Origin of the sequence: Thermosynechococcus sp. OHK43 (assembly GCF_014466085.1) — a bacterium.
Taxonomy (GTDB): domain Bacteria; phylum Cyanobacteriota; class Cyanobacteriia; order Thermosynechococcales; family Thermosynechococcaceae; genus Thermosynechococcus.
On sequence record NZ_JACOMP010000105.1, the window covers coordinates 1 to 7,246 of the forward strand.

At 54.5% G+C, this 7,246-nt stretch carries 7 protein-coding genes; 2 read left to right on the top strand and 5 right to left on the bottom strand.

Going from position 1 to position 7,246, the window contains the following annotated elements; all coding sequences use genetic code 11:
* Positions 1-2,426, top strand: a 2,426-nt coding sequence (locus H8Q75_RS04390) for an EAL domain-containing protein (protein WP_297040797.1), incomplete at its 5' end; no start/stop codon positions are given.
* On the opposite strand, the gene H8Q75_RS04395 is transcribed toward H8Q75_RS04390, so the two are convergent.
* The 5 genes from H8Q75_RS04395 to H8Q75_RS04410 form a co-directional block, all read right to left on the bottom strand.
* Positions 2,423-2,872, bottom strand: coding sequence for a hypothetical protein (locus H8Q75_RS04395; RefSeq protein ID WP_041429293.1), 450 nt, complete (start codon positions 2,870-2,872; stop codon positions 2,423-2,425). The two genes, H8Q75_RS04390 and H8Q75_RS04395, sit on opposite strands and share 4 nt — an antisense overlap.
* Before the next feature lie 8 nt (positions 2,873-2,880).
* A complete protein-coding gene (locus H8Q75_RS04400; protein WP_297040799.1) occupies positions 2,881-4,050 on the bottom strand; it encodes a cysteine desulfurase family protein in 1,170 nt (389 codons plus the stop codon).
* Between the two features lie 167 nt (positions 4,051-4,217).
* Positions 4,218-4,583, bottom strand: a complete 366-nt coding sequence (locus H8Q75_RS11940; RefSeq protein ID WP_365970687.1) for a winged helix-turn-helix domain-containing protein — start codon at positions 4,581-4,583, stop codon at positions 4,218-4,220.
* Between the two features lie 56 nt (positions 4,584-4,639).
* Positions 4,640-5,869, bottom strand: a complete 1,230-nt coding sequence (locus H8Q75_RS04405) for a ribonuclease Z (RefSeq protein WP_024125842.1) — start codon at positions 5,867-5,869, stop codon at positions 4,640-4,642.
* A 2-nt stretch (positions 5,870-5,871) separates the two neighbouring features.
* Positions 5,872-6,519 carry a DUF3386 domain-containing protein gene (locus H8Q75_RS04410; protein ID WP_024125843.1) on the bottom strand — a complete coding sequence of 216 codons (648 nt, stop codon included), beginning with the start codon at positions 6,517-6,519 and terminating at the stop codon, positions 5,872-5,874.
* Positions 6,520-6,681: 162 nt separating this feature from the next.
* On the opposite strand from H8Q75_RS04410, the gene H8Q75_RS04415 reads away from it, so the two are divergent.
* Positions 6,682-7,215, top strand: coding sequence for a P-loop NTPase family protein (locus H8Q75_RS04415; RefSeq protein WP_024125844.1), 534 nt, complete (start codon positions 6,682-6,684; stop codon positions 7,213-7,215).
* Positions 7,216-7,246: the final 31 nt, after the last annotated feature.

Below are 7,246 nucleotides of genomic sequence, written 5' to 3' on the forward strand. Positions count from 1 at the left end.
CCTCACAAATGCTAGGAAAAAACCTCTGGGAGCTCTTCCCCGATGCCCGCAACTCGATTTTTGAGGAGCAATGTCAGCGGGCAATGACACAGCAGACTCCGGTCCAATTTGAAGCCTTTTATGAGGGGCTCAACCAGTGGTTCGCCGTACGGGTATTTCCCACCAGCCGTGGTTTGGCCATTTTCTGCCAAAATATTACACTGCAAGTGGACTCCAGTACCTTGTTGCAGCGGCGGCAAACTCAAGCCGAACTCCTGCATCGTCTGACCATCAAAATCCGCCGCTCATTAGATGTAGAAACCGTCCTCAAAACCGCCCTAGAAGAAATCCGCCAGCTCTTGAACGTAGATCGCACCGTCATTTTCCAGTTCTACGCTGACGGCAGAGGGGAAGTGGTGGCCGAGTCCGTTGCAGCACCCCAGTTTTCCCTCCTCAACCGTACATTTTGTGATCCTTGTTTTCAACGGGAGGCTGCCGAAGCCTACCTGCAAGGGCGAGTGCTGGCGCTTGCGGACATTAACACCGCCACAATGGCTCAGTGTCACCGCGACTTTCTCAACCAATTGCAGGTGCGTGCCCTCTTAGCAGTACCGATTATTGAGGAGGAACGCCTCTGGGGATTATTTCTGTGCCACCACTGCTCTTCGCCGCGGCCTTGGGCCAATGACGAGGTGGAACTGATCCGCCAACTGGGGGAACAACTGGGCTTTGGTATTCACCGTGCTGAATTAGTGAGTGCGCTACATCAGGAAAAAGAGCGCTATCGGCGGGTTCTCGAGGCGCAGACAGAACTGCTCTACCGCTGCACGCCTGAGGGACATCTGACCTTTGGCAATCCCGCCTTCTTTCGCTATCTGGCTGAAGTGGGCGTGAGTTGTGATCTGGGGGAGGTCCTCCAACATCCCTTTGATCCTGTAACCCAGCAACGCTTTCAACAGCATCTGCAAACCCTCAGCCCAACGCAGCCCATCAGCACCATTGAATGCGCTGTGACATTAAGTACAGGACAAAGTACAGGACAGCTTGCCTGGTTTGAATGGACAACACGTGCCTTTTTTGATCACCATGGGCGCTGTGTGGAGTATCAATGTGTGGGGCATGATATTACCCGCCGCAAACAAATGGAGGAGCAGCTCATTCACGATGCTCTCCACGATCCCCTGACGGGACTTCCCAACCGTACCCTCCTCCAGGAGCGATTGCAGCATTGTTGGCGACAATATCAACGCCGTGGCGATCGCCCCTTTGCTGTTGTTTTCATTGATATTGATCGCTTTAAGCGCGTTAACGATAGCTTGGGACACCAAGCCGGTGACCAGGTACTCATCACCCTTGCCCAGCGAATGCAGAGTGTGGTGCGTGAGGGGGATACCTTAGCTCACCTGAGTGGGGATGAATTTGTGGTCCTCTGTGAAGATCTTGATTCTCAACAGATGGTGGCACAAGTGCAAGCGCGGATTGCTGACCTAGAGCGGGTAATTCAGGAACCCCTGATCATTGATGGTCACTTGTTAAGCCTGAGTGCCAGTATTGGTGTGGCCTTTAGCGATCGCGAGGCCGCCTCTGCCGCTACCCTCCTGCGGGATGCTGACATTGCCATGTACCAAGCAAAAAAACAGGGACTGGGGCAGTGTCGCATCTTTGACCCGCAAATGCACACCCAAGCCCAAAGTTGCTTTACCCTTGAGAGCCAACTGCATCAGGCGATCGCCAACAGTGAGTTACAGGTGTATTTCCAGCCCATTGTTGAGATGAATACGGGGGCAATTGTAGGACTTGAGGCCCTCAGCCGATGGTTTGACCCCGAAAAAGGTGAAATTCCTCCCAGTGAATTTATCACCCTGGCGGAGCAGGCAGGTCTCATCGTTAGCCTTGGCCGGCAGGTCCTTGAACGCGCGATCCAGGAATTTAGCCAGTGGCGGCAACAGGACAGCCGTCGCCAGACCATGACCCTGGGTATTAATATCTCGCCTCAACAACTGGTGGATGCCAACTTTGTCGGTGATATTTTGGCGGTGCTGCGCAGTGCCCAATTGCCCCCCCATCTCCTCCATCTGGAGATTACTGAAACGACAATGATCCGCAACCTTGAAGCCACATTGCAGGTGGCCGAGGAACTGCAACAACTGGGGGTTGCCCTCAACATTGATGATTTTGGCACAGGTTATTCCTCCCTGAGTCGGTTGCATCAGTTACCCATCCACGCCCTGAAAATTGATCGCTCCTTTGTCCAGAGCTTAGAGGAAAGCCGAGCGGCACAGGAAATTATTGGTGCCGTGATTGCCCTAGGCAAGAGTCTACGTTTAGATGTGGTTGCAGAAGGCGTGGAAACGGCGGTTCAAGCCGCCCAATTGATGGATCTCGGCTGTCTGTATGGCCAAGGGTACTTCTTCTATCCGCCCTTGCCCATTGATCGCCTGCCTTAGGATTTGCTGCTGGTATCCTCATGGGGAAGAAAGGGGAGGCTTTCCCACCAACTTTGATAGTTTTTGGTGATTTCCTGCCACCAGTCGGCGGGCTGCTGCAGGGCCTGTTGCAGGCGATCGCGCTCCTGTTCGAGGCGTTGAAGATTCATCTCCAGTTGGTGATAGGTGGCTTCTAGGGTGGTGAGTTGATCATTGAGGCTTTGGTGCTGCTGTTGCCAGTAATCGCGCTCTGCTCGTAAGTGTTGATTTTCCGCGGTTATTGCCTGAAGTTGCTGCTGGAGTTGAGTGCAGTAATTTTGTAGCCGTGCCAATTCGGCTTCAAGGGTGGCGTTTTGGGACGGATGCCGTAGCGATCGCAGAATCGTCCACAGCAGAATCAGCGTGGCCACTACGCCGTAGCTAGCCAGTACCCAGGTCCCCTGTGCAGATAATGCCGCCCACACCATGATGCATCCTAGGAAATGGATACCGCTAAGGGGGGAGCGATCGCCTCTGCAAGATATTGCCGCAGCACCATGGCTAACCAATCCACATCGGCAGCGGTGGTCTCTCGCCCCAAGGTAATACGAATTCCTGCTTTGGCGGTTTCAGGATCGTAGCCCATGGCCAAGAGGGTTGGACTTGGTTGGGTTTGGCCACTTTGACAGGCGGATCCCGCACTAATGCCAATCCCTGCCAGGTTGAGTTGCCGGACAAAGGTTTTGCCATTCAAGGGCTGGCCGTGGCGATCGCGCACAATCAAACTCAAGTGATGGGGCAGTCGCTGCCAGGGATGTCCCGTTTGTTCCACTTGGGGATGATTCTGTAACTGCTGCCACAGGCGATCGCGCAATTGAGCAAGTCGCATTGGTTCTATTGCTAGTTCAGTGGCTGCCCACGCCGCCGCTACCCCAAAACCCACGAGGGTCGGCACTGCCTGCGTTCCTGCCCGCAGGCCAACTTCTTGTCCACCGCCGCGCAAGAGCGGTTCTAAGGCCACCCCCGATCGCACATAGAGCGCCCCCGCCCCCTGAGGGCCGTAAATTTTATGACTAGACAGGGAGAGTAAATCTACCCCCAAGCGTCGCACATCCAAGGGAACTCGTCCCGCCACTTGAACCGCATCTGTGTGGAAAAGCACCCCTCCCTCTTGGCAAATGGCTGCGAGTTCAGTAATGGGTTGGAGGGTGCCCACCTCACTTTGGCCGTAGATAATGGAGACCAAAACCGTATTCGGTTGAAGTGCCTGCCGCAGTTGAGCAGGTTCCACCTGTCCCCAGTGATTCACCGGCAAGCGCGTCACCTGCCAGCCTTGGGCTTCAAGGGCAGCAGCCGGTTTAGCCACCGCCGAATGCTCAACCGCCGAAATAATTAAATGCTGAGGTTGGCGGTAGCGCTGGCAAACTCCCCACAGGGCAAGATTATCGGCTTCTGTGCCCCCAGAGGTAAAGATGATCTCATCGGCTTGGGCATGAATCAGTGCCGCCACCTGCATCCGCGCCTGTTCCAGGGCGATCGCCGCCCGTTGTCCCCACTCGTGAGTACTGGACGGATTGCCCCACTGCTGCTCATAGGCCGCCGCCATGGCCGCAAGAGCCTCCGCTCGACAGGGGGTCGTCGCACCATAGTCGAAATACAGTTGCATGGGCCGGAGCAGCTCCCAGAAACCAGTGGTGGAACTGTCTTAAAACTCAGTCCCTTAAGCCCATTGTAACTGATGATTCCCTAGCTCCTTTTTGCTGCCAAAGCGCTGATTTTAGGAAATAACGCTTAGCATCAGCAACAGCTGGTAGAAACCTTTGCAGGGTTGCCTCAGACCCTATCCTGGTCTTGATCATGGTCTTGCAGGTATTGATATCCCTTTTCAGAGATCTCCCAGGTGCCATAGGGGCTGCCGCTCTTGAGAAGACCGTTTTTGACCATGTCGTTCCTTGCCCATCGAGCCGTATTTCGCCAACACGGCTCGTTACCGGAAGGGACGGGCTGAAGGTCCGCCTCTGTCAGGATTTCTTGCACCTCCTCGTATACTTCCTCAAGCACATCTGCAGTCCTGCCAGAACCGCCACGACGAGCAAGGACACGCAGGATCGGCCGGTAGTACTCACGCTCCGGTGTGCGCTTACCGCGGGGCAGCCGACCCAAATTGCCACGGCTCTTCTTTAAATTGTTCTGTGTCACCTCGATATGCCTCCAACTTGAAGGTTTCCAACCAGAACCTGCCTCACGATCGGTCTTTAGAAGAGGACATTTAGGGTGGACCAATCCACTTGGGGATAGAGGCGTTCCAGTTCCCCTAGGCAGGTAAACTTTTGCTGTCGCCGTCGCTCTAAAATCGCATTGGCTGTGGTGGCGTCAATTCCTAATTTTTGTTGCATCTGTTGGCGAGTAGCACGGTTGATGGCGATCGCCGGCCGACTGTTTGGATCGGGAGCAACGGTTTGCGCCTCAAGGGGCCCTAGGGTTGCATCCAAAGTGTCTGTATTAGCCGCAGCAGGACTGTCCTGATGGCTAGAGGGCATTTCCTCGCCGATCTGGCCATCGCGGGGAATCGCGTAGTGGAGAAAATCCCGCGCCAAGCGGGTATTGGGGAAAATGGCCTGTGCTTCTGCCAAAAGATCTTCCACCTGCACAGGGTTGCCGGGGGCGTAGCGGGCGCTAAAGTGGGTGAGGAAAAGCAATTTCACTTGGGCAAAAGCTGCTACCTGCGCCGCCATGGTGGATGTGGAGTGGAGACGGGCAAAGGCCAGATTCGCTTCCTGGTGGGAAAAGGTGGCTTCGTGAATGAGGACATCCGCCTGCTGGGACAATTCCACAGCACTATCACAAAAGACGGTATCGGTACAATAGACCATACTGCGTCCTCGCTGCGGCGGATCGCAGAAGTCGCGACCATCAAAGGTGCGGCCATCCTCTAAAGTGATGGTTTTTCCCTGCTTGAGTTGACCATATAGAGGGCCAAAGGGAATCCCCAGGGCTTGGGCTTTTTCCACATGAAACCGACCGGGGCGATCCCCCTCAGTCACCCGGTAGCCAAAGGCGGGAACGCGATGATGCAGCAGCCGACAGGTGACGGTAAACTCACCATCGCTAAAGACTTCCCCCGGCTCTACCGTATGCACTTGCAACTTGTAGGGCAGTCGCATCACTGACCAGCGCAAACAACTGGCAATGTAGCGATCTAAGGTCGGTGGGCCATAGACATCAATTTGACTCACCGTTCCCGCAAGGCCACAACTGGCCAGCAAGCCCATTAGGCCAAAGATGTGATCGCCGTGCATGTGGGTAATGAAAATCCGGCGAATCTGACTGGTTCGCAGGTCGCTGCGCAGCAATTGGTGCTGGGTGGCTTCACCGCAGTCAAAGAGCCAAATTTCCTTGCGTTGGGGCAGCCGCAGAGCCACACTGGAAACATTGCGTGTGCGGGTGGGCACCCCAGAACTAGTGCCTAGAAATGTAATTTCCACGCTTAGTTGTCTAGGAGTTGCAGATCATCAAAACGGATTTCCACAGTGCTGGTTTGGCCATTTTCATGGGTGTGCACCACCTGCCGACTCATGAGATAGTAGTTGCCCACGGGTACATAGGTATCCTCAAACGCCATTTGCCGCACCACTTCGTTCGTCTGGGGATTGCGGAAGACAGCCACATAGTTGGTGGAAATGTAGCCTGAGCCGGTGTCAAGGGCTTCCTGATGGGTAATGGCAAAGGCGACCCGGCCCATGACACGGCTAACGTAGACAATTTGATTGTCCCTGACTTTGTAGTTGGAGCCCATGGCATCGCCACTGACGAGGATCTCCACGGCACCGCTGGCATCGGTTTGGCCAATTTGAAACGTGTTTTTACCGTGGGCTGCCTCAAAACTGTTGCGTTTGCGGTGAACAATCACATCCCGTAGTTGATTGTAGAGGGATTCCCGGATATGTTCATCTTCGATCCCGCTTACCTCAACGCTGTAGTCACGGCTAACTTTGACCTGCCCTTGGTAGGTGCGATCGCCCTCAATGAGTGTGACCTTTGCCGTAAAGCCGGGAAAATTTTCATCCCATGTGTAACGATTTTCGTAGGCAGCGCGAAAGAGCGCCTGCGCATCAAGGGCCTGTGTTGCTGGCATCGGTGCATCCTCGGTAACAGTTACTGTGTTTTAAGATAACTGATTCTCACCCCCCTTGACGGCCACGTATATCTAGTGTTCACTAGGGTTAAATCACAGCGTACTACACTAGATGTATAACCCCTAGGGGATCGTTCTCCTTTTTGACTGGACAGAAACACTATGGTGGCACAACTCTCGGTTTCCGCTTCTGAGGCAAGCTTGCCCCTAACCTATGGCATTGAGGGAGTGGTGCAGGTGTTTACCTGTCCGCAGCGGCACTTTTTCACCACAGTCATGGCCCAGGCGTTGCGGGTTGCTGCCCAGGGCAGTGAGGTTATGATTGTTCAATTCCTCAAGGGCGGCATTCAAATGGGGGTCGAGCACCCGATTCAGTTGGGGCAGCATCTCACTTGGTGGCGACCGGCGCTGCAACGCTGTTTAGGCCAAGGAGATTCGATCACTCCCCAAGAAAAGGCAGCAGTGCGTGAGCTGTGGCAGCATTTGCAAACCAAAGTGCAGGAGGGACAGCACCGTTTGGTGGTTTTAGATGAGGTAAGTGTGGCCATGCAACTGGGGGTGCTCACTGAAGGGGAGGTACTGGACTTTCTCAAGAATCGGCCACGCACCCTCGATGTCATGTTGACGGGGCCTGAAATGCCAGAATCGCTGCTGGCGATCGCTGACCAAATTACACAGTTACGTCGTTTGATTTAGGTGGAATGATTTAGGTCTAATTGAGGGGGGC

Coding starts and splice junctions, on each gene's coding strand:
- H8Q75_RS04410 (WP_024125843.1), bottom strand. CDS start 6,519: ATGCCAGCAACACAGGCCCTTGATGCGCAGGCGCTCTTTCGCGCTGCC.
- H8Q75_RS04415 (WP_024125844.1), top strand. CDS start 6,682: ATGGTGGCACAACTCTCGGTTTCCGCTTCTGAGGCAAGCTTGCCCCTA.
- H8Q75_RS04395 (WP_041429293.1), bottom strand. CDS start 2,872: ATGGTGTGGGCGGCATTATCTGCACAGGGGACCTGGGTACTGGCTAGC.
- H8Q75_RS04400 (WP_297040799.1), bottom strand. CDS start 4,050: ATGCAACTGTATTTCGACTATGGTGCGACGACCCCCTGTCGAGCGGAG.